General features: G+C 45.6%; 18 protein-coding genes, 1 rRNA gene and 1 riboswitch. Of the genes, 5 read left to right on the top strand and 14 right to left on the bottom strand.

The annotated features are described in order from the left end of the window. Positions 1-301 precede the first annotated feature (301 nt). Positions 302-1,854, bottom strand: a 16S ribosomal RNA gene (locus UQW94_RS23315). Between the two features lie 571 nt (positions 1,855-2,425). Here UQW94_RS23315 and UQW94_RS23310 point away from each other — a divergent pair. After that, a complete protein-coding gene (locus UQW94_RS23310) occupies positions 2,426-2,881 on the top strand; it encodes an RNA-binding protein (RefSeq protein ID WP_017636066.1) in 456 nt (151 codons plus the stop codon). On the opposite strand, the gene murI is transcribed toward UQW94_RS23310, so the two are convergent. From murI to btuB, 3 genes are read right to left on the bottom strand one after another with little or no spacing between them, the layout of a single operon-like run. Beyond that, positions 2,844-3,647, bottom strand: a complete 804-nt coding sequence (gene murI, locus UQW94_RS23305; protein ID WP_005389694.1) for a glutamate racemase — start codon at positions 3,645-3,647, stop codon at positions 2,844-2,846. The two genes, UQW94_RS23310 and murI, sit on opposite strands and share 38 nt — an antisense overlap. A 31-nt stretch (positions 3,648-3,678) precedes the next feature. Then, complete coding sequence (locus UQW94_RS23300) at positions 3,679-4,371, bottom strand: adenine nucleotide alpha hydrolase (RefSeq protein ID WP_225474221.1); 693 nt, start codon at positions 4,369-4,371, stop codon at positions 3,679-3,681. Positions 4,372-4,430: 59 nt separating this feature from the next. Beyond that, positions 4,431-6,266 carry a TonB-dependent vitamin B12 receptor gene (btuB, locus tag UQW94_RS23295; protein WP_322142587.1) on the bottom strand — a complete coding sequence of 612 codons (1,836 nt, stop codon included), beginning with the start codon at positions 6,264-6,266 and terminating at the stop codon, positions 4,431-4,433. A gap of 55 nt (positions 6,267-6,321) precedes the next feature. Beyond that, positions 6,322-6,522: riboswitch (cobalamin riboswitch) on the bottom strand. A 184-nt stretch (positions 6,523-6,706) separates the two neighbouring features. Here btuB and trmA point away from each other — a divergent pair. Next, entirely contained in the window at positions 6,707-7,816 is a 1,110-nt protein-coding gene (trmA, locus tag UQW94_RS23290; protein WP_154204964.1) for a tRNA (uridine(54)-C5)-methyltransferase TrmA, read from the top strand. Between the two features lie 66 nt (positions 7,817-7,882). On the opposite strand, the gene UQW94_RS23285 is transcribed toward trmA, so the two are convergent. Both UQW94_RS23285 and fabR read right to left on the bottom strand, forming a co-directional pair. Further along, positions 7,883-8,248 carry a YijD family membrane protein gene (locus UQW94_RS23285; RefSeq protein WP_005378634.1) on the bottom strand — a complete coding sequence of 122 codons (366 nt, stop codon included), beginning with the start codon at positions 8,246-8,248 and terminating at the stop codon, positions 7,883-7,885. After that, positions 8,248-8,889 carry an HTH-type transcriptional repressor FabR gene (gene fabR, locus UQW94_RS23280; RefSeq protein WP_005378632.1) on the bottom strand — a complete coding sequence of 214 codons (642 nt, stop codon included), beginning with the start codon at positions 8,887-8,889 and terminating at the stop codon, positions 8,248-8,250. The genes UQW94_RS23285 and fabR overlap by 1 nt, the downstream gene beginning before the upstream one ends. Positions 8,890-9,152: 263 nt before the next feature. On the opposite strand from fabR, the gene sthA reads away from it, so the two are divergent. Further along, the gene (gene sthA / locus UQW94_RS23275) at positions 9,153-10,583 is read left to right on the top strand and encodes a Si-specific NAD(P)(+) transhydrogenase (protein ID WP_322142586.1); all 1,431 of its coding nucleotides are present in this window, start codon (positions 9,153-9,155) and stop codon (positions 10,581-10,583) included. A 57-nt stretch (positions 10,584-10,640) separates the two neighbouring features. Here the strand turns inward: sthA and dinF are convergent, their stop codons facing one another. From dinF to lexA, 3 genes are all read right to left on the bottom strand, one after another. Then, positions 10,641-11,990: an MATE family efflux transporter DinF gene (dinF, locus tag UQW94_RS23270; RefSeq protein WP_225474223.1), complete on the bottom strand. Its 1,350-nt coding sequence runs from the start codon at positions 11,988-11,990 to the stop codon at positions 10,641-10,643. Between the two features lie 55 nt (positions 11,991-12,045). Beyond that, on the bottom strand, positions 12,046-12,840 hold the full coding sequence (locus UQW94_RS23265; RefSeq protein WP_017636072.1) for a class I SAM-dependent methyltransferase: 795 nt from the start codon (positions 12,838-12,840) through the stop codon (positions 12,046-12,048). 194 nt (positions 12,841-13,034) lie between these two features. Continuing rightward, positions 13,035-13,655 carry a transcriptional repressor LexA gene (gene lexA, locus UQW94_RS23260; protein ID WP_005378682.1) on the bottom strand — a complete coding sequence of 207 codons (621 nt, stop codon included), beginning with the start codon at positions 13,653-13,655 and terminating at the stop codon, positions 13,035-13,037. 368 nt (positions 13,656-14,023) lie between these two features. Here lexA and plsB point away from each other — a divergent pair, with 368 nt between their 5' ends. After that, positions 14,024-16,450 carry a glycerol-3-phosphate 1-O-acyltransferase PlsB gene (gene plsB, locus UQW94_RS23255; protein ID WP_213970092.1) on the top strand — a complete coding sequence of 809 codons (2,427 nt, stop codon included), beginning with the start codon at positions 14,024-14,026 and terminating at the stop codon, positions 16,448-16,450. Positions 16,451-16,514: 64 nt separating this feature from the next. Here plsB and ubiA read toward each other — a convergent pair whose 3' ends face one another. Both ubiA and UQW94_RS23245 read right to left on the bottom strand, forming a co-directional pair. Then, the gene (gene ubiA, locus UQW94_RS23250) at positions 16,515-17,369 is read right to left on the bottom strand and encodes a 4-hydroxybenzoate octaprenyltransferase (RefSeq protein ID WP_005378684.1); all 855 of its coding nucleotides are present in this window, start codon (positions 17,367-17,369) and stop codon (positions 16,515-16,517) included. Continuing rightward, complete coding sequence (locus tag UQW94_RS23245; RefSeq protein ID WP_005378686.1) at positions 17,370-17,909, bottom strand: chorismate lyase; 540 nt, start codon at positions 17,907-17,909, stop codon at positions 17,370-17,372. 161 nt (positions 17,910-18,070) lie between these two features. On the opposite strand from UQW94_RS23245, the gene UQW94_RS23240 reads away from it, so the two are divergent. After that, positions 18,071-18,481, top strand: coding sequence for a flagellar basal body-associated protein FliL (locus UQW94_RS23240; RefSeq protein ID WP_005378687.1), 411 nt, complete (start codon positions 18,071-18,073; stop codon positions 18,479-18,481). A gap of 63 nt (positions 18,482-18,544) precedes the next feature. Here the strand turns inward: UQW94_RS23240 and glpG are convergent, their stop codons facing one another. The 3 genes from glpG to rpoH form a co-directional block, all read right to left on the bottom strand. Then, on the bottom strand, positions 18,545-19,387 hold the full coding sequence (gene glpG, locus UQW94_RS23235) for a rhomboid family intramembrane serine protease GlpG (protein ID WP_017821294.1): 843 nt from the start codon (positions 19,385-19,387) through the stop codon (positions 18,545-18,547). Then, positions 19,387-19,707, bottom strand: a complete 321-nt coding sequence (glpE, locus tag UQW94_RS23230; protein WP_005378691.1) for a thiosulfate sulfurtransferase GlpE — start codon at positions 19,705-19,707, stop codon at positions 19,387-19,389. The genes glpG and glpE overlap by 1 nt, the downstream gene beginning before the upstream one ends. Positions 19,708-20,200: 493 nt before the next feature. Then, the gene (gene rpoH / locus UQW94_RS23225) at positions 20,201-21,058 is read right to left on the bottom strand and encodes an RNA polymerase sigma factor RpoH (protein WP_005378693.1); all 858 of its coding nucleotides are present in this window, start codon (positions 21,056-21,058) and stop codon (positions 20,201-20,203) included. Positions 21,059-21,206: the final 148 nt, after the last annotated feature.

Below are 21,206 nucleotides of genomic sequence, written 5' to 3'. Positions count from 1 at the left end.
ACCCGAAGGAGTTTCGAGTTGATGTTCAAATCACCAAAGTTGTCTCTCATTATTTGAATGAGCGAGAGACATATCGATTTTGCCGGACTCAATTTCGAATAATCACTGTAAAAGTGATATTCCCAAGAACACTTGAATGTGTTTTTTGGTGTTTATCTTTCGATAAACATTGAGAACTTTACAAACAACAATAAATTGTTGTTTTGTCAGCTTTCCAAATTGTTAAAGAGCTATGTTAGCTACAAGCTTGCGCTTGTGAACTATCAATCTGTGTGGACACTCATCGTGTATAATCATCGTTTAAGGAGGTGATCCAGCGCCAGGTTCCCCTAGCGCTACCTTGTTACGACTTCACCCCAGTCATGAACCACAAAGTGGTAAGCGTCCCCCCGAAGGTTAAACTACCTACTTCTTTTGCAGCCCACTCCCATGGTGTGACGGGCGGTGTGTACAAGGCCCGGGAACGTATTCACCGTGGCATTCTGATCCACGATTACTAGCGATTCCGACTTCATGGAGTCGAGTTGCAGACTCCAATCCGGACTACGACGCACTTTTTGGGATTCGCTCACTTTCGCAAGTTGGCCGCCCTCTGTATGCGCCATTGTAGCACGTGTGTAGCCCTACTCGTAAGGGCCATGATGACTTGACGTCGTCCCCACCTTCCTCCGGTTTATCACCGGCAGTCTCCCTGGAGTTCCCGACATTACTCGCTGGCAAACAAGGATAAGGGTTGCGCTCGTTGCGGGACTTAACCCAACATTTCACAACACGAGCTGACGACAGCCATGCAGCACCTGTCTCAGAGTTCCCGAAGGCACCAATCCATCTCTGGAAAGTTCTCTGGATGTCAAGAGTAGGTAAGGTTCTTCGCGTTGCATCGAATTAAACCACATGCTCCACCGCTTGTGCGGGCCCCCGTCAATTCATTTGAGTTTTAATCTTGCGACCGTACTCCCCAGGCGGTCTACTTAACGCGTTAGCTCCGAAAGCCACGGCTCAAGGCCACAACCTCCAAGTAGACATCGTTTACGGCGTGGACTACCAGGGTATCTAATCCTGTTTGCTCCCCACGCTTTCGCATCTGAGTGTCAGTATCTGTCCAGGGGGCCGCCTTCGCCACCGGTATTCCTTCAGATCTCTACGCATTTCACCGCTACACCTGAAATTCTACCCCCCTCTACAGTACTCTAGTCTGCCAGTTTCAAATGCTATTCCGAGGTTGAGCCCCGGGCTTTCACATCTGACTTAACAAACCACCTGCATGCGCTTTACGCCCAGTAATTCCGATTAACGCTCGCACCCTCCGTATTACCGCGGCTGCTGGCACGGAGTTAGCCGGTGCTTCTTCTGTCGCTAACGTCAAACAACGCCGCTATTAACGACGCCGCCTTCCTCACGACTGAAAGTACTTTACAACCCGAAGGCCTTCTTCATACACGCGGCATGGCTGCATCAGGCTTGCGCCCATTGTGCAATATTCCCCACTGCTGCCTCCCGTAGGAGTCTGGACCGTGTCTCAGTTCCAGTGTGGCTGATCATCCTCTCAGACCAGCTAGGGATCGTCGCCTTGGTGAGCCCTTACCTCACCAACTAGCTAATCCCACCTAGGCATATCCTGACGCGAGAGGCCCGAAGGTCCCCCTCTTTGGCCCGTAGGCATCATGCGGTATTAGCCATCGTTTCCAATGGTTATCCCCCACATCAGGGCAATTTCCTAGGCATTACTCACCCGTCCGCCGCTCGACGCCGTTATCGTTCCCCGAAGGTTCAGATAACTCGTTTCCGCTCGACTTGCATGTGTTAGGCCTGCCGCCAGCGTTCAATCTGAGCCATGATCAAACTCTTCAATTTAAGATTTTGTTCGGCTCAATGAATACTGAACATTCCTTTCGCTAATAAATAGCAGAAGTAATGTTTGAATTGACTGTGCTGAATCCGAAGATTCAATGGTCACTTCGTTTCATTGAAACCTAATTTGAAGCCTAAGCTTCTAATTGGATTATCATCAACGAGTGCCCACACAGATTGATAGGTTCTTATTTTTAAAGAGCTTTTCTAACATTTTCAGCAACTTAGTTGCTCGTCGTTAGGGGTGCGTATCTTACTTCACACCGTGAGAGAGTCAAGCATTTTTTTTCAAATTTCTTTTCTCTCAATTCCGACTCGCTGTGTGACTTTCGTCTCACTCCGTGTCGGTGGATGCGCAGTATAGGGAGTTGAGAAATTAGTACAAGCGTTTTTTGCAAATAAAAAACCAATCGGTCACAAATTAGCCAAAAGTGCGATATTTGCATATTTCTTCGTCACATTTGAGACATATCACAGCAATTGGTTGGAAAAACACCAACCATATACGTAAGATTCATGTGTCTATTCTGTTAATGGACAATCGATCTCTTTATCACTATGTGTAGTAATTAAAATGACGTCTAAAAAAAATCTGATTTTATGTGTTGGGCTGGCCATCGTTGGGGGAATCATTTTCTCTCAATTCATCATCCCACCAGCCTTGAGCTTCCTCATTGGTGTTATCGCTACTGCTTTTCTTTTTTCATTTTCTAGCAAAACACCTGTTCTTCAATCTTCGGATCCTGATCCTTCAACTAAAACGCTGTATGTCGGCAACCTACCTTATAAGGCCAATGAGAGTCATGTTCGCGATTTGTTTGCTGAATATGGACAGGTCTATGCGGTACGCTTAATGAAAGATAAGCGTACTGGAAAAAGAAGAGGGTTTGGTTTTGTAGTGATGGCTGCGGCAGATGCCAAGCCAGCTATCGCTAAACTTAATGAAAAGGAATATATGGAGAGAACGCTAAAAGTGAGAATTGCGAACGATCCTAAACATCCGGATGGTGGTAAACCTGAACAGGATTAAAACCTAGCTTCTTTAAACAAATGTTCAGTGCATCTTCCTGCCAAGGAGTTGCACTGGCATAAATCGACTTACTTCCCTCTTCTGTATCCTCAATTTCATCACTTAATAGCAATGCTTTTACTCGACGTGCAATCGCTGCGCCTGAATCAATTAAAGTAACGTCCCCACCCAAAGCTTGATGAATCTCCTCTTTGATTAAAGGGAAGTGAGTACAACCGAGCACCGCAACATCGACTTTATCGCGAAGGGGAAGCAGGATATTTGTCAGTTCGTCGAGAGAAACGCTGTTGCCTCGCAACTTCTCTTCGGCCATATCTACCAAGCGAGTTGATCCCACCAGCTCAACTGGTTTGCCTTGCGCAAAGTCCCGTATTAACTCGTGAGTATATTGGCGTGTTACTGTCGCCGGAGTGGCGATCAGCCCTACCCCTTTTGATGCTAAAAGCGATGCGGGTTTAATCGCAGGGACAACACCAACAACGGGAATCGATAAGTTTTCGCGTAAGGAAGGAAGCACTATGGTGCTCGCCGTGTTGCAAGCAATGACGACAATGTCGACTTGGTGTTCTTCGACTAATGAAGAGACCAGTTGGTTAACTCGTGAAATGAGTACAGCCTGATCGAGTTCACCATAAGGGTAAGCCTGATTATCGAATAAGTATAAGTAGTCTAGCTGGGGCAATAGGCGATGTATCTCTTGGAATACAGAAAGACCACCAACACCGGAGTCAAAAACTAGGACTTTTTTCTTACTTGCTACTCGCACGAGCCTTACCTAAAGAACAGAAACGTTGCGATCATACTGCGTAGATTTGTTTTGGCAATGCTTTAGCATGGTATCTTTGATGGCTGAATCTATCTCCAGATTCTACATCTCGCTTCGTCAACTCGATATGTCCTTGAAAAGATGACGAAGACGTAACCAATGTGTGAAATTCACCATTTTCCCCACAGGGATCAATTTGACTTGGTAATGACTCTATTAGGGCTTTGTCATACCAGCGACCACACCATTCTGGAGGGAGAACTCTTCCGTCGATGGTGATTAACATCGTTTGAATACCACGCTCTATGATTTCCATCGCTAGTTTTTCGCTGCTCTCCCCTAATAGAGGAAAGACGCATTCCCAGCCAACAGGTTCAATATAGCTGCGTCGGTAATCGGCAATGCCATTACAAAACATATCACCAAATGCGACAGCTTCTATGTTCAGACCACTACTTTGTAATGCATTAACGATGGTTGATTGATAAATGTCGTTACTCGGAAAGACTTCAGGCAGTTCGATAGTAATGAGCGGAAGCGCAAGTAAGTCTGCTTGCATTTGTACAACCTCAAGCGGAGTTGCTTGAAAAGGGACTTCTTTCCCTACGTAAGTCGTGTACAAACCGACAACTTGATAATTTGGATTCTCGTTAAGGCGCTCAAGCGTTAATGTCGAATCTTTACCGCTGGACCAACTGATCACCACTCGCTTGGGTTTCTTCATTCGATTTTCCACCACAAAATATTAAAAACCGCCCGAAGGCGGTTTGTGTTCATTCACGATTAGAATTCGTAGCCAACGTTGAGATAGTACGCTCGCTCTGCAGCAGGGTAACCTTTTGCCATCTCATACTCTTCATCAAGTAGATTATCGATACGAGCGCTAATAGAGGTCGACTCATTCGGATAGTAAGTCACTGCCGTATCAACCAACGAGTAAGAAGAAAGCGTAATATCTTGTGAAGGCCAAGTGCTGTAATCCACATCTGGACGCTTACCGACGTACTGATAGCTAACCGACCAATCCACTTTATCGAAGCTCACTAAAGCATTCCACTTATACATTTCTTTAGCGCGGCGCTGCAACTGATGCCCTTTATCGTCTTCAGCATCTTTGTAATCTGCACTCAACTGGTGCTGCACAATCCCTGTATCAAACTCAGCAACAAGCTCCACACCTTGGATATGTGTTTCACCATCGACATTCAAATATTTGTATGTGGTTGGATGGTAATCGATAAGATTCGTGATTTTATAGTCATAACCCGTGACGGACCAAAAAACGCCTTGGACATCACCGCTGAATGCTAGCTCCCAAGCATCTGACTCTTCCGGCTTCAGATCTTTCTCACCGTATGTTGGGTCATACTGTTGATATAGGTTTGGAGCCTTAAACGCAGTACCAAAAGAAGCTTTAACCCCAAACTCTGGCACAAACTGGTAACCAGCCGCTAAGCTGTAAGTGAACTCACTACCGTATTCTTCGTTATCATCAAGGCGAGCACTGCCCTCAAGCATTGCTTTATCAATACTGGTGGTTGCCATACCAAACAGAGCGCCATTGGTACGATCAAACGTTTTATTCGCACTCTTGTCTTTATAAGATTCGTTGCGCCAATCAATACCACCAGCAAACGTCGTATTGTTGTTTAGCAAGTAACTGTTGGTCCACTGGACATTTTGCTGCTCAAGTTCATCTTCAGTACCTGAGTGTTTGCCTTTTGCTTGCTCATAGTTCCAAGACTTCTGTTTCTGTGCCGTTACTTGTAGTTCTGACATCACATTATCAGACTGATACTTACCGCCCAGAGTGACAGAAAGATCTTCTTTTTCTGCTTCGTAGTAACCGCGACTGCCGTAGCTGCTGTCATATTGATAAACATTTTCGTAAGCACGTAGGTTACCAAATGCAGACCACTGGTCATTGAAGTTGTGCACGTAACCTAGCAGACCATTCTTTGTATCAAAGCCATGGCGATCGCTGTCATTAACTCCCGGTACAGGACGAACGTTATAACCATCATCACTTTCACTACCAAGCGCGATATTTAGCTGGCCGCTCTCTGTGACTTTAATACCAGATGCCACACTCAATTCCTGGTAATCTAAGCTGCCTAAACCCGCACTTAACTTCGTTCCTTCTTCGTCAGCACGCGCAATGGTGATGATATTGATCACGCCACCAATCGCTTCTGAGCCGTAAAGTGACGCACGCGCACCACGCACGTACTCAATACGTTGAACGTAAGTAAGTGGGATTTGGTTAAAGTCCACAGCGCCCTTCGCTGCTCGTGCAAAACGTACGCCATCAACCAGTACTAAAACTTGGTCGGAACTGGTTCCACGAACAAATAAAGACGCTAACTGACCACGACCACCATTTTGTGAAACTTGAATTCCGGTAAGGCGACGCAATACATCTGGTAGGGTTTTCGCTTGAATGCGATCGATGTCTTGTCGAGTAACTACTTCGACATCTGCCAACGTACGGCTTTCGGCTTGCTCAAAACGGTTTGCAGTAACAACGATGGTTTCGTCAGTGGAGGTTTCTTGGGCCTGTAGATAAGAGACAGGTGAAAGCAGCGATGCCAAAGTGATCGCCAGTGCGGATTTTCTCATTGTATTGTCCTAAATCGCGTAATTCCTTCCGAGCCCTGTCATCATGACAGTCCAGTGCTGTGGCTCAGTTGTTGGCAGGTATTCGGACTCAAGAGCACGGGTGTACCGCCTACTTGCTCGACTTCCCACATAAACTAATGCAGTGTCTGATGAGCGTTCGTTCTCTTTTACCGCTGCGCGTCAGTTCTGGATTCACACCAGATTCCCATTTCAGCCATCTAGATTGCTAGATAGCACCAACTTGAGGCAAATATTATTCAGCTATTGATTATTTGTCCAGCCAATATTGCCCTTAGAAGTTGTAACGTTTTGATTGATTTTGCTTTCTACTCTGCCTGTACGCACTATCTTTAAATCAATTCCAGTACAAAACTGGACATCCTATTGAGATTGAATAAAATCTGCGCTCTTAAATTGAATGCACCATAAAAGGTAAGATCATGGCTACTCTTGATGTAAACCCACAACGCTACCAAGAACAACTGGCTGAAAAAGTCGAACGTCTCACGGATATGTTCGCGCCATACAACATGCCAGAACTGGAAGTGTTTGAATCACCAGAGCAGCACTACCGCATGCGTGCTGAGTTCCGTGTTTGGCATGAAGGCGAAGATCTTTACTACATTATGTTCAACCAAGAAACTCGTGAGAAGTACCGTGTTGACCAATTCCCTGCAGCAAGCCGTCTGATCAACGACCTGATGCCGCTATTGGTTGAAGCGATGAAAGACAACGACTCACTACGTCGTAAACTGTTCCAGGTGGATTTCCTGTCGACACTAAGTGGTGAGATTCTGGTTTCACTCCTTTACCATCGCCAACTTGATGAAGAGTGGATTGAAAACGCGAAAGCCCTTAAACAGCGTTTAAATGATGAAGGCTTTAACCTAAACATCATTGGTCGCGCTCGTAAGATGAAGGTTGTCCTAGACCGAGACTACGTTATCGAGAAGCTCGATGTAAATGGTCAAAGCTACATCTACCAACAAGTAGAGAACAGCTTCACTCAGCCGAACGGCAAAGTCGCAGAGAAGATGCTGGAATGGGCTGTCGACTGTACCCAAGAAAGCACTGGTGACCTACTAGAACTTTACTGTGGTAACGGTAACTTCTCGCTGGCGTTGGCACAGAATTTCGACCGCGTACTGGCAACTGAGCTAGCTAAACCATCGGTTGTATCTGCACAGTACAACATTGCAGCAAACGAGATTGATAACGTACAAATCTTACGTCTATCAGCAGAGGAATTTACTCAAGCGATCGAAGGTAAGCGTGAATTCCGTCGTCTACAAGATGCAGGTGTGGATCTGAAGAGCTACAACTGCAACACGATTTTTGTCGATCCACCACGTGCTGGGATGGATGTCGATACTTGTAAAATGGTGCAAGGTTACGAGCGCATCATGTACATCTCTTGTAACCCTGAAACTCTAAAAGAGAACTTAGACATTCTATGCGAAACACACAACGTGACGCGTTTTGCTCTGTTTGACCAATTCCCTTATACCCACCATATGGAAGCGGGCGTGCTATTGGAACGCAAAGCGTAACCCACTGCGTCAAATACAAAAAAAGCGAGCTCAATGGCTCGCTTTTTTGTATTTGATTCGTTTTGCTTATTCCGCAGAAGTCTTCTTGCTGACAAAACCTAACTTCTTACCAATCCATGCGAGTAAGATCATTGAAACCATGATCGCAAAGAAGTTTGAGCCTGCTTCTGGGTATTGCGCCTTAATAAACGCAGAGTGGCCAAACGCACCTACGAAGAAACACGCCAAGCCAACTAATGGGATATCTTCTGATACCGGATTATTTAGGTACTCTTGGTAAAGAGCTTGTACAGCCAGTACGAGTGCAATCAATGGGAAGATTGAAAAAGACACTTCACTCATGGTCAACCATGACAACAAAGCATCACCACACATACCTGCAACCAGTGCCAAAATCAGCGTTTTCTTTTCAGATTTATTTCCATTCGACATTATTCTATCCCGCCTTTTAATCGGTTACGTTCACGTTCTTTGCGATACCAATAGGCCCCTTTGGCTATCATTCGCAATTGCATGATCAATCGCTCGGCGAGTTCATCGCGCTCACGTCGATCTAAATCTAAAGCTTCAGCCCCCGAACTGAAAACCAAAGTCACAGACGCTTCTGCTTGAGTATACGCCTCTTCTCTGGTCACGCCGGTGCTCATTAAATACTCGGTTAATTCTGCCGCAAAATGCTGGATTTCTCGAGCAACAGCGGTACGAAATTCAGCAGAAGTGCCGGAGCGCTCACGCAACAACAAACGAAAAACGTTCGGACTACTTTCAATGAATTCCATAAAGGTTTCGACCGAGGTACGAATTACGCTACCTTCTTTCACAATACGTTGACGCGCCTGACGCATCAGTTGGCGTAGTAGCAAACCGCCTTCATCAACCATGGTTAAGCCTAGCTCATCCATATCTTTGAAGTGACGATAAAAAGAAGTCGGTGCAATCCCTGCCTCTCGGGCGACTTCTCGCAAGCTAAGGCTGGAAAAGCTGCGATCCGCACTTAACTGACTAAATGCCGCATCGATCAATGATCGACGTGTCTTCTCTTTTTGCTGTGCGCGGATTCCCATCGATTTCATTCTTAACTTGCTCTTTTTCTGTAGGGTACAAGAGCCTCAATATAACGCAATTTGCTCCTACGGAGAAAGATATGTTGCTTCGCTCGCTCTGAGCGCCGAGAACGTTACTATTGGAATGCATCTAATTGCAATGTTCTCGATGCAATTTATAGACATACAACATACCAAATCACCCTTTTGGTCGATTCTGCGTGATCACTTCCACTCTCTAACAGGCATGACGTGTACCAATAGAGTAAATGAGTTAAAATCGCGCTAAAGCAATGTTAAGCAAATATAACAAGGAAGGCATCATGGCGCATGTTAATCACTATGACGTGATCGTAATCGGTAGTGGCCCTGGCGGAGAAGGGGCTGCAATGGGATTAACCAAAGCGGGACTGAATGTTGCCATTGTCGAGAAAGAAAGCAGTGTCGGTGGCGGTTGTACTCACTGGGGTACTATTCCATCAAAAGCACTGCGTCATGCCGTTAGCCGCATCATCGAATTTAATAGCAACCCGCTATTTTGTCGAAACAACACCAGCGTTCATGCAACATTTTCTGACATTTTAGGTCATGCTAAATCGGTCATTGATAAGCAAACTCGACTTCGTCAGGGCTTTTATGACCGTAACTCATGCACACTTTTGTTCGGAACCGCGCGATTTGTCGATAACTACTCAATTGCAGTGATGCAAAGCGACGGCACAGAAGAAATCTATTCAGCGGATAAGTTTGTCATCGCGACGGGTTCTCGCCCGTATCAGCCTAACGACGTAGATTTCTTGCATGAGCGTATCTACGACAGTGATTCCATTTTGAGCCTGAAACACGACCCTCGCCATATCATCATTTACGGTGCGGGCGTTATCGGTTGTGAATACGCTTCTATCTTCCGCGGCCTTGGAGTGAAAACCGACCTGATCAATACCCGCGACCGTTTGTTGGAGTTTTTGGATAACGAAGTGTCAGATGCGCTGTCTTACCACTTCTGGAACAGCGGTGTGGTAATTCGTAATGATGAGACCTATGAAAAAATCGAAGGCACAGAAGATGGCGTGATTATTCACCTACAATCTGGCAAGAAGATGAAGGCTGACTGCTTGTTGTATGCGAATGGTCGAACAGGTAACACCGATAAGTTGAATTTAGGTGCAGTCGGTCTGGAAGCGGACTCTCGCGGACAACTAAAAGTAAACCGTAACTACCAAACCGACATCGAACACATTTACGCTGTAGGCGATGTCATCGGTTACCCTAGCCTTGCAAGCGCCGCTTATGACCAAGGGCGATTTGTCGCACAAGCCATTACGAAAGGTCAGGCAGAAAACTATCTGATTGATGATATTCCAACAGGTATCTACACCATCCCAGAGATTAGCTCTGTGGGTAAAACCGAGCAAGAGCTAACAGCTGCGAAAGTACCGTATGAAGTAGGACGCTCTTCGTTCAAGCATCTAGCTCGTGCACAGATCGCAGGAAAAGACATCGGTAGCTTGAAGATATTGTTCCATCGTGAAACCAAAGAAATTTTAGGGATTCACTGTTTTGGCGAACGTGCCGCGGAAATTATCCACATCGGTCAAGCCATTATGGAGCAAAAAGGCTCAGCGAATACCATCGAGTATTTCGTCAATACCACCTTCAACTATCCAACAATGGCCGAAGCGTATCGTGTCGCTGCGTTGAATGGTTTGAACCGCTTGTTCTAATCTATGCTTCTTGATAGCAGACAGAAAAACAGCAGGCTTGGACCTGCTGTTTTTATATCAACATTGTGCTAGGAAGGTATCCTTGTGCCATTGGTAGAGAAAGATAACCCCTAAACCAATACCCCGCATCAACATAAAGCTCGTCATTGCAAACCACAGCGCGTGATTTTCCCACTCGGCGAACAAGTAAAAGACAACAAAGAAACTGCTAGTCGCGACAAACATGCTATTGCGCATGTCTTTGCCTTTGGTTGCACCGACAAAAATGCCATCCAATAGAAAGCACCACATCGACGCAAGTGGCATCACCACCAGCCAAGGTAGATACACCGCTGCTTGCTGTTGTACCGCCTCAATTGAAGTGATCATGGCGATCAACTGGGATCCCGCCAAACCAAAGAGCGCGGTCAGTCCTAAACAAATAACCAAACTCCAAAAGAAAGTGCCGACAAGCGATTCACTCAATTGTTGCCTATCTTTGGCACCAATCGCCTTCCCGACCATGGCCTCCATTGCGTAAGCAAAGCCATCCATGCCATACGAGATAATCATCAGGAAGCTCATCAGAACCGCATTTGTAGCGACAACCTCATCACCAAAGCTCGCACCTTGGAACGTCATAAAGCTAAAAGCCGCTTGCAGACACAAAGAGCGCAAGAAAATATCGCGATTCAATTTCACGAAGCGCCCTAAACCGTGTTGAGTGCTGGCTAGCAACTTTTGAGGTGATGGTAATTGTCTCTCTCGCCAGGTTTTCCAGACACACATGAGACCAAAACCCATGCCTGAGTAGTCAGCAATCACTGATGCCAGCGCAGCGCCTTCTACTTTCCACCCCAAACCAATCACAAACAACAAATCGAGGGCAATATTAGTCACGTTGGTGATGATCACCATCCACATTGGTGCTTTGGAATTTTGCGTTCCGAGCAGCCACCCCAACAACACAAAGTTCATTAGCGCTGCGGGGGCACTCCACACACGGATAGAGAAATATTGCATGCCGTAGTGTTTTACCTCTGCGCTGGCGTCACTCCAGCCAAAGATCAAATCAGCAATCGGGTTATGGGCAATAAGGAAGACTAACGCAAACAGCAGCGCCATAAGTGAGCCTTGCATAAACACCAAGGCAAGTTGCTTTCGGTCTTCACCGCCATAGGACTGCGCCGCCAACCCAGTAGTCGACATACGCAAAAAACCAAGCAGCCAAAACGTCACGCTGATCATGGTGCTGCCCAACGCAACACCACCCAAATACCAAGCGTGGTCTAGATGACCAATCACCGCAGCATCGACCAAACCGAGCAATGGAACAGTAATATTCGACAGCACCATAGGTATCGCTAAAGCTAAAACTTGGCGATGAACTTTTGGGTTAGATAAAGGAGAGAAGATTGAATTTGTCACAGGCACCTCATCAGTAAGATCGACGAGTGTACCTGAGCGCTTAACGACTAGCCAATTACCACTTGATGTGAACGAGGACTGGCGTGAGGCGATGCTTCAACATTGGAATCTTATTAAGCCAACGCTGCCAAGCTTTCCAACGAGAACAGAATCTATCGAATGGCGAGAAAGCTTTCACCCATTGTGCCCATGGTAACCATTGCAATATCTGTGCTGCAGGTGCTTCAAAGCCATGAGCATAACGATCAGAGCCAAGCTTTTGTCCCCACTTGGTTTCCGTTAAATCTCCTGCCAGCACCATACACAGTTCAGCAGAAACAAAATGTCGACCCAAGGTTTGAATAAATTTCGCGACTTGACGCTCTGTGCAATCGAGCAGTGCCATTTCACATAAAATGAGTACCGGTGCTTGCTCTGGAATAACTAACGTCTCTAGCCACGACATTTCATCCACACTGCCACAGCGATGTTCATAGCGTTCATTTTTGTGGAACAAGCGCTGACGCCATACCAAATTTTCCGTCACATCCAGCTCTATCCAATGGCAGCGTCCATTATCCAAACGATAAAAGCGGGTATCCAACCCCGCTCCGACATTGATTATCCAAGCATCGGGATACTGCTGTAAGAAGTGGCTAACCTGCTGGTCACAAAGCTGAGTCAGCGTCACGTGCAGCAATTGCTTCTGCGCAATATCACCACTCAAACAATCCGGCGCCATCTTACAGCTCAAACACGCTTTAGCAGCTATCGGATCGTACACCAAGCCATTGTCGACCATGCTTTCACGGCTACGCAATAACAGTGGCTTTAATAAATGGTTAGGAACTTGATGTTTAGACTGAGACATGGGCATTTCCTGCGCCAGAGAGAAAACATAGACATTAATAAAGATGATAATGAATATCAATTACATTATCAAGCTTATAAATTGGTCAAAACAAACAAGGTCAAGATGATAAGCAAGCTTTTGGAGGAGGTAGAAAAAGAGAAAAGAAGAGAAAAGACAAAACAGCCCAGATGAACTGGGCTGCTTAAATGCACTTACATCCAATCGGTATTACGAATAATACCAACGGCTAAGCCTTCTATCGTAAGGTGCTGAGACGTTAAGTCCACTTGAATTGGGGCAAACTCTTCATTCTCAGCATGCAGTAATATGGTTGAACCTTTGCGCTCCAAACGCTTCACAGTCACATCATCATCAACACGCGCAACGACAACTTGACCGTCTCTCACGTCTTGGGTTTTATGCACCGCGAGCAGATCGCCATCCATAATCCCGATGTCTTTCATACTCTCGCCATTTACACGAAGTAAGAAATCCGCTTGCGGTTTGAACATCGCAGGATCGACTTGGTAGTGCGCCTCTACGTGCTCTTGAGCCAGAATTGGCTCACCCGCTGCGACTTGACCAATCAAAGGCAAACCCTGCTCATCATTGGCTGCGTCTTCAAGCAGGATACGAATCCCACGAGAAGCGCCTGGAATAATTTCAATTGCTTGCTTACGAGCAAGCGCTTTTAGGTGTTCCTCTGCGGCATTCGCAGAGCGGAAGCCAAGCTCACGCGCAATCTCTGCACGAGTTGGTGGCATTCCGGTGTCATCGATTTTACTTTTGATCAAATCGAAGACTTGTTGTTGGCGTGGCGTTAACGGCTTCATGTCTCACCTGTCTTTTTATACAGTTAACTGTGAGTATATCCAGTAAATGCTCAAATGAAAACCCAATTGGTTGTTTTTTAATTTATTTGTGGGGAGCTTTCAGCTTACCGATTAAGTTCATTCTTTATTCGTTTAAAACACCGACTTTTCAGTTAATCAAGTCAAAGCAATAACTTAGGGGTTCGACTAATTTACAGCCAATAAAATTAAAAGGTTTGACCAGTTTCTGGTATCCTTGCAGCGCTTAAATTTTATCGCCTAGGCTTATTTCTATTGCCGTACTCATCTCTTTTTATAGAGAAGACATGCAAAGCGGAAACTGAAATAAGGTTAGGCCTGTTTGAATACCTATTGAGGCTGTGAACTTTATGTCTTCTGGACAATCATTTTCACGTTCATTACTAAAACTACCTTTATCGGTACTGGTAAAGGGCACCACAATCCCGTCGAACCCGATTGAAGATCTGAACATCGACCTAACTAAACCGATTGTATATGCCCTGCCGTTCCGCTCGAACGTGGATTTGCTGACACTGCAAAAACAAGCCATGAGCCTTGGTCTACCCGACCCGCTCAGCCCGCTGGAAATCAATGGCAAAACGCTGAACCGTTTCGTCTTTATCGCTGCGCGTCCAACTGTGATGAACAACGATAATGATGTCCCAACCGATTCTGTCTCTCTGTTCACTGACTTACTGGAACTGCACAAGCTGGATAGTGAGTTGGATGTTCAAATGATCCCTGCAACCGTGCTTTGGGGTCGTAAGCCAGGTAAAGAAGAGAACCAAAAGCCTTACCTTCAACCGATGAATGGTCCGCAAAAAGCCAAAGCAGTAATGGCGGCGGGACGCGACTGCTTAGTTCGCTTTAGTCCCGTGGTATCTCTGCGTTATATGGCAGACTCTCACGGTACCGACAGCGCAATTGCGCACAAACTGGCTCGCGTGGCGCGTATCCACTTCTCACGCCAGAAACTGGCTGCTTCAGGCCCAAACTTGCCACAACGCCAAGTGTTGTTTGCTCGTTTACTAAAATCTCCAGCTATTGAACTGGCGATTGCTGACGAAGCCAAGAGCAAAAACATCTCGATTGATAAGGCACGTAAAGAAGCCCACGACATCATGGATGAAATCGCCGCCGACTTCTCCTACAGTCTGGTGAAAAACGGCGACCGCATCCTGAGTTGGTTATGGACAAAACTATACCAAGGTTTGCACATCAATAACGCCTCGACTGTGCGTCGTTTAGCGCAAGACGGCCACGAAATTGTGTACGTTCCGTGTCACCGTAGTCACATGGACTACCTGCTGTTGTCTTATGTTTTGTACCATGAAGGCATGGTGCCTCCGCACATTGCGGCAGGCATTAACTTGAACTTCTTCCCGGCCGGTCCTCTTTTCCGTCGCGGTGGGGCGTTCTTTATTCGTCGTAGTTTTAAAGGCAACAAACTGTACTCAACCATTTTCCGAGAGTATCTAGCTGAGCTGTTTGCCAAAGGCTATTCAGTCGAGTACTTCAGTGAGGGTGGTCGTTCACGTACAGGTCGCTTACTGCAAGCGAAAACGGGTATGCTGGCTATGACCATCCAAGCAATGCTACGTGGTCTAAACCGCCCAGTAACACTAGTGCCGGTCTACATCGGTTACGAGCACGTAATGGAAGTAGGCACTTACGCGAAAGAGCTGCGTGGCAAACGCAAAGAGAAAGAAAACGCAGGGCTTGTACTGCGTACTCTGCGTAAACTGCGTAACTTTGGTTTGGGCTATGTGAACTTCGGTGAGCCAATTCAGCTCAACCAATACTTGAACGAGCATGCTCCTGAGTGGACGAAAGACATCGACAGCATGGGTGGTAACAAACCACAATGGATGAATCCTGTGGTCAACGACCTTGCTAATAAGATGATGACGCACATCAACGATGCGGCGGCAGCAAACGCGTTGACCTTGTGTGCAACCGCACTGCTTGCTTCTCGTCAACGTGCACTTTCTCGTGACTCGCTGATCAATCAGATCGAGTGTTACTTAAAGCTACTCAAAAATAATCCGTACTCAAGCACCTCCACTATCCCTACCGAAAGTGCTGAGGAGTTGGTCGATCATGCAATTTCGCTTGATAAGTTCGTGATTGAAACCGATAGCATGGGTGACATCATTTCGCTGGACCGTAGCCAATCGATCCTGATGACTTACTATCGCAACAACATCATTCACTTGTTCGCTCTGCCGTCATTAATTGCCCAAATGCTCATTCGTCAGCGCAACCTTTCGGTAGCCAAGATTCAAGCGAATGTCGCGCAAATCTACCCATTCTTGAAGAAAGAGTTGTTCTTAAGTTACCAAGAAGACGAGTTAGATGAATTGGTCGTTAAAACACTGCATGAATTTGCCGAGCAGAAAATGATTAGTCTTGATGGTGATAAGCTGGAAATCAATCAATCGAACAACCAGCCTTTGGTTCTGCTAGGTCGTACGATAACTGAAACGCTGCAACGCTACTCTATCGCGATGAACTTGCTTGTTGCTTACCCTGAACTGGGTAAATCGGACCTAGAGCAGAAGAGCCAAGATATTGCTCAGCGCCTAGGGCGTTTACACGGTATTAATGCGCCAGAATTCTTCGATAAAGGTGTGTTTACCGCCATGTTCAATACGCTCAAACAGCAAAAATACCTTGATAACGATGGTAACTGTGACACGAAGAAAACGCAGCAATTTGCACGACTACTGTTCACTCTGCTTTATCCAGAAGTGAAACTGACGATCGAAGAGAGTATTCACCAACTTCGGTCGTAACCGTTTTACCTTCTTCCAATAAGAAAAAAGGCATCCAATCGGATGCCTTTTTCTATTTCTTCGCTTACCAAAATGCGACCAGTAACCCTATCGCTATCACCATGCCAACATAATTGTTGTTAAGGAAAGCCTTAAAGCACAACTCACGCTCACGGTGACGAATTAAGTGCTGCTGATAAACAAACAATGACGCTGCAATCAAAAGGGTCCAGTAATAACTTTGTCCCAATTGGTAGAACTGCCCTAACCAAACCAACATCGCGAGTGTAATCAGTTGCAACACACCAATAATAAGCTTGTCATGACGACCAAACAGAATTGCCGTCGATTTAATACCAATCTTTAGATCATCATCTCGGTCTACCATCGCATATTGAGTGTCGTACGCAATGGTCCACAAAGCGTTAATGAGGAACAAAAACCAAACAATCAATGGTAATTCCCCAGTTTGTGCAGCCCAAGCCATTGGAATCGCCCAGCTAAAAGCCAAGCCTAAAAATAGCTGTGGAATATGAGTGTAACGCTTCATAAATGGATAGATGAACGCCAACACAATGCCAGCGAAGGATAGCTGAATCGTCAACGGGTTCATGGTCAGCACTAACAAAAACGAGCTGATACCCAAAACCAAAAATAATCCAATCGCCTCTTTTGCTGTCACTTTCCCTGATGGCAGTGGACGTTGCTTAGTACGCTTTACATGGCCGTCGACTTTGCGATCTGCAAAATCATTAATCACGCACCCCGCACTACGCATTAGGAATACCCCCAATACAAACACGATGAATACATCCCAACTTGGCATCCCTTGGGCTGAGATAATTAGCGCCCAAATCGTTGGCCACATCAGTAACAGTGAACCAATCGGGCGATCCATGCGCATCAGTTGCCAATATGCTTTGGCTTTTTCTGCGGACATTTACACTGTCTCCTTAGCGTAAACTGGTGAATTAGATAAGAATAACTCAGCAACTAGCATCGGTTTGTGATTCATCCACAACCTTGAGCGTCGCGCTAACAAACGTCCTTCTGGTACGGCTACCCATCCCATTTGTAAAGAGTCTCGCTCAACGTTATCTGCGCTGAACACTGTTAATCCTAATGGGATATCCCCTTGTTGAGCCAAATCATACTGCTGATCAACTAAGGTTGAGCGAGGAATCAATGTCCGCCCAATAACCCAGTTATTATTGTCACCGCACAAAATTACCTCTCTCAGTAAGCAATCTTGTTCGGACAATAACTGGCTTTCGTCCTGTTTTAATGTCGCTGCAGTGACGATCTGATTTTGTAGTAATTCTACCGTTAACGCTTGGCAGTGCTGTTTTAAACGACGTGACAAAGACCCTTGCTCTTCAAGCCAATGCTTGGCAAATTCATTTGGAAATTCGAATTCTTCGGGGTTTTGCCACTCTACTTCCAATAAAGAAGCAAGATAGAGTGATGTTGGCTGATTCATACTAGTATTCAATTGGAGGCTTTATGCGTACAATAAAGCAACAACTTACCGTCCATAGTAATGTATGTAACCGTAAGTTCCGTTATTTGTTATAGACGGCCCATTGTATCAAGACTGAAGCGATTCGAATATCGCGATCCAGAGAAAGAAAAGTTAGAAATATGTACAAACGTTATATAGCCCAAATTATTTTTGCGTTAACCATACTATTCGCCGCACCAAGTTGGGCTGAAACGGAAGAAGCTGGACCTAAGTTGGCATACTTTACCCTAGAGCCTGACCTCACTACTAACTTTTACACCAAAGGCAAAAAGTTAGGTTATGTGCAAGTGCGCATCGACATCATGGTAATGAGTCAACAAGATTTATCAGTTGTTGAGCATCACCAACCTTTGATTCGCGATGCAGTGATTGAATTATTGGGTAAGCAAACAGAAGATACGATTAAGTCCCTGTCTGGCCGAGAAGATCTGCGCAAAACCTTAGTGACGACCCTCAACGAAACGCTTTTGCCTGAAACAGGTAAAACCATCATTGCCGATTTGTTGTTTACAAAATACCTTTATCAATAAACCCAAATCCGTTTTGAACATAAAAAAAGACCGCTCTTGAGCGGTCTTTTCATTTCATCTGCTTTAAGCTTGCTGTTGGTATTTCATCTTGCCAGAATCAAACAACGCAATCGCCATCCCCGACAGTAGCCCAACTAAGTGAGCGGTGTTTGCAATCGCCATAAATGGCTGCACAAAACCAAGAACTAACCATACCAACATAAAGACGATGATTGGCTTAGGTAGCGTAAGGCCTAAATGTGGCAAGCGGTAACCTAATATCCACAAATAACCAAGCAGTGCATAGACCACGCCAGACAAGCCGCCGAAGTTAGCCCCTTCAACATAGAACTGGCCTGCCCCTGAAAGCGCTGCCGACACCACAAAGAGTTGCAATAGCTTACCGGAACCGAGACGACGTTCGATGTCGCCACCCAACTGCCACCACCATAGTAAGTTAAACACGATGTGAGTTACTGAAAAGTGCAGTAACGCATGACTTAGCCATCGCCACACTTGCCATTGTTGCCCCTCAAAAGCCGGGAAGTGCAACAACTTAAACACGCCATTGCCAAAGCCAAACATTTGTAACAAGTAGATGATGATACAGACTGTCATGATCAGCAAAGTCATGGGGCCAGCTTTCGCTTTGACCATGCTTATGATACTCGGGCTGGAATAATGAAATGTGCTCTTACGAGTATCGGCAACGTCCCACGAGGCGGCGCTGTATTTTGAATCAGACGGGTTAGCAAGGAACTGCTTAAGTTCGGCTTCCGCTTCTATTTCATGCTGGCTATCAGTCAGCCACAGCGCAAATTGCCCATCCCCTTCTGGCATCATTTCGATGTCAATTTGGCGAGAGGCCATATAATCAATAAAGGCTTGCGCCATACGTGGATTATTTAACGTTACCAATCTCTTCATTAACTTCTCACTATCGGTAGTTCTGCTCGATGCCAGGCTTCAAAGCCACCATCTACACTGTACACCTGTTCAAAGCCTTGGTTAACCAAATATTGCGCCGCACCTTGGCTACTAATACCGTGGTAACACATCACTAGAATAGGTTGTTCGAACTCCACTTCATCCATAAACGCAACGATCGTATCGTTAGTTAAGTGATACGCGGACTCCGCATGCGCAACGGCAAACGATTGAGGGTCACGGATATCTACAAGCTTCGCATCACCCTGCTCGAGCAGCGCTTGCGCACCTTGTACATCGATATGCTTAAACTGATCCATTTACTTTCTCATTGTCTTATTAATATACCCAAGCAACCTCGAACCTAACGTACTAATCAGCACCCGTGGTACAGCATAAAATCCATATTTGAAGCTGCTTGGGTATACTGCCGCTATTGTAACCTATCCAACGGCAAACTTAGACACATGGATAATCAGGGTTTTCAAAAGTGTACACATTCCAACCATTTGTGGATAAAGCTGTGAATTGCGTTGATAAAGTGTATTTGGATCTTTTGATCCACAATATGTAGTGATGATCCTGATCTAACTGTGTGTATATCTATAACTATCCCCAGATGGAAAAGTGCTTGAATCCCTTATTTTGTCCGGGTTTCGAACAGTTGATAAATAATTACTTCACAGAGTTATACACAGGTAGCACATAAAATCCGGATCGCAAACGCTATCGATTTTCGATCGACAATAAAAAAGCCGAGATCACATGATCTCGGCCTTCTATGAAAATCTTACTTTCAATTAGCAGTGGAAATTAAAATTCACCCACGGCCAATTTTAGTTTCTTCATTGCATTTTTTTCTAGCTGGCGAATACGCTCGGCAGAAACACCGAACTCATCAGCTAAGTCTTGCAATGTTGCTTTCTCATCATCTAACCAACGAGAACGCACGATGCGCTGACTACGCTCATCCAAACTCGCTAATGCATGACCCAAGCGATTGTTGGTGTGCATTTCCCAGTTGGCGGCTTCAATGTTGTCGGCCACATCAGACGATTTGTCTTCTAGGTATAGCATCGGCGCTGTGTAAGCGTTTGAACTGTCGTCTTCATCAGTTGGCATATCAAAGGTTGAATCCACCGCCGCTAAGCGTGATTCCATCTCGCGAACTTCAGAAGGCTCAACACCTAACTCGCGCGCAACGGTTTCCACTTCACCGTTGTTAAACCAACCCAAGCGCTTTTTCGACTTACGCAGGTTGAAGAACAATTTACGTTGCGCTTTAGTGGTCGCAATTTTCACGATACGCCAGTTACGTAGCACGTATTCGTGGATCTCTGCTTTGATCCAGTGGACAGCAAAAGAAACCAAGCGAACCCCTACTTCTGGGTTAAAACGCTTAACGGCTTTCATTAGACCGATGTTACCCTCTTGCACAAGATCCGCCATTGGCAAACCGTAGCCAGAGTAACCACGAGCAACGTGAACAACGAATCGTAGGTGCGAAAGAATTAGACCTTTTGCAGCCTCAATCTCACCTTTATAGTGTAATCGTTCTGCCAGCTCACGCTCTTCGTCTGCAGTCAGCATTGGGTAGCTGTTTACTGAGCGAATATAGCTATCAAGGCTATCTTGCGTGACTAGAGCCATCGGATACGCTTCTTTTGTCATTCAATTCCTCATCAATCTCTGATCTGGAGCATTACATTGCAATTTAGCTTCGATATCTTGAACTCAAAATGAACAAGTTTCAAGAAGGGGAAGCAATTATCCATAAACATTTGGTCTAAGCAAGGGTTCAAAATTAGCTAGTGCTAAT

Origin of the sequence: Vibrio sp. PBL-C16 (genome assembly GCF_034321865.1) — a bacterium.
Taxonomy (GTDB): domain Bacteria; phylum Pseudomonadota; class Gammaproteobacteria; order Enterobacterales; family Vibrionaceae; genus Vibrio; species Vibrio alginolyticus.
The sequence above is the reverse complement of the archived record's forward strand: the minus strand, read 5'-3'. Positions and strand labels throughout refer to the sequence as shown.

Coding starts and splice junctions, on each gene's coding strand:
- UQW94_RS23310 (WP_017636066.1), top strand. CDS start 2,426: ATGACGTCTAAAAAAAATCTGATTTTATGTGTTGGGCTGGCCATCGTT.
- UQW94_RS23300 (WP_225474221.1), bottom strand. CDS start 4,371: ATGAAGAAACCCAAGCGAGTGGTGATCAGTTGGTCCAGCGGTAAAGAT.
- btuB (WP_322142587.1), bottom strand. CDS start 6,266: ATGAGAAAATCCGCACTGGCGATCACTTTGGCATCGCTGCTTTCACCT.
- trmA (WP_154204964.1), top strand. CDS start 6,707: ATGGCTACTCTTGATGTAAACCCACAACGCTACCAAGAACAACTGGCT.
- UQW94_RS23285 (WP_005378634.1), bottom strand. CDS start 8,248: ATGTCGAATGGAAATAAATCTGAAAAGAAAACGCTGATTTTGGCACTG.
- fabR (WP_005378632.1), bottom strand. CDS start 8,889: ATGAAATCGATGGGAATCCGCGCACAGCAAAAAGAGAAGACACGTCGA.
- sthA (WP_322142586.1), top strand. CDS start 9,153: ATGTTAAGCAAATATAACAAGGAAGGCATCATGGCGCATGTTAATCAC.
- UQW94_RS23265 (WP_017636072.1), bottom strand. CDS start 12,840: ATGTCTCAGTCTAAACATCAAGTTCCTAACCATTTATTAAAGCCACTG.
- lexA (WP_005378682.1), bottom strand. CDS start 13,655: ATGAAGCCGTTAACGCCACGCCAACAACAAGTCTTCGATTTGATCAAA.
- plsB (WP_213970092.1), top strand. CDS start 14,024: ATGTCTTCTGGACAATCATTTTCACGTTCATTACTAAAACTACCTTTA.
- ubiA (WP_005378684.1), bottom strand. CDS start 17,369: ATGTCCGCAGAAAAAGCCAAAGCATATTGGCAACTGATGCGCATGGAT.
- UQW94_RS23245 (WP_005378686.1), bottom strand. CDS start 17,909: ATGAATCAGCCAACATCACTCTATCTTGCTTCTTTATTGGAAGTAGAG.
- UQW94_RS23240 (WP_005378687.1), top strand. CDS start 18,071: ATGTACAAACGTTATATAGCCCAAATTATTTTTGCGTTAACCATACTA.
- glpG (WP_017821294.1), bottom strand. CDS start 19,387: ATGAAGAGATTGGTAACGTTAAATAATCCACGTATGGCGCAAGCCTTT.
- glpE (WP_005378691.1), bottom strand. CDS start 19,707: ATGGATCAGTTTAAGCATATCGATGTACAAGGTGCGCAAGCGCTGCTC.
- rpoH (WP_005378693.1), bottom strand. CDS start 21,058: ATGACAAAAGAAGCGTATCCGATGGCTCTAGTCACGCAAGATAGCCTT.